Source organism: Agrobacterium sp. MCAB5, assembly GCF_052114365.1.
GTDB classification, from domain to species: Bacteria; Pseudomonadota; Alphaproteobacteria; order Rhizobiales; family Rhizobiaceae; genus Agrobacterium; species Agrobacterium tumefaciens.
Genome location: NZ_JBFREP010000142.1, coordinates 1 through 601 on the forward strand (window position 1 = coordinate 1; position 601 = coordinate 601).

The window sequence follows — 601 nt, forward strand, 5'->3', positions numbered from 1 at the left end:
CTTCCGCGCTGCGTCCCAACGCCGTCGCCTGGGCCGCGGTGGCCCGTGCGTTGGAGCCATAGGCGGTGGACTGCGGCCCCTGGGCAATGGCGGCATCGCCGACCGCCGTGCTGTTCTGCGCGGTCGCCTTTGCATTGGCACCAATGGCGACCTGGTTGACGTAGCTGTTGGCAGCATCCCCGGCAACCGCGTTCAGGCCAATGGCGATGGCGCCGTCCTTGACCGCCTGCGCACCCTTGCCGACCGCCACGGCGTTCGCGCCGCTCGCTTTCGTCGTCAAGTCACCCAGCGCGATGGCACCGGTGCCGAGATTGGCGGCTGTCCAGGTGTTCAGGGCCGTCAGGTCCACGCCACCGAAGAGGTCAGCAGGAATCCCACTCACCGTCGCGAAGGCGCCGCCGGTGGTCGGTACCTGGCAGGTCCAGGCACCAAATCCGCCAAAGCCCGGTCGGGAACACGAACCCGACGGCGTCACCGAGATATCTGCGAGCGCCGGCGCCGCGAAACCAAGGCTTGCAGCCAGCGCGCCGCCGACACCCAGCATCCCGATGCCCATACGTTTGCGCCCCATACCAAGCGACATCGAGGACAGACGTAAAAC

1 pseudogene is annotated in these 601 nt (G+C 67.7%); it reads right to left on the bottom strand.

Features of this window, described 5'->3' with window-relative positions:
• A pseudogene (locus tag AB4Z23_RS27860) lies at window positions 1-601 on the bottom strand (hypothetical protein); the annotation flags it as partial.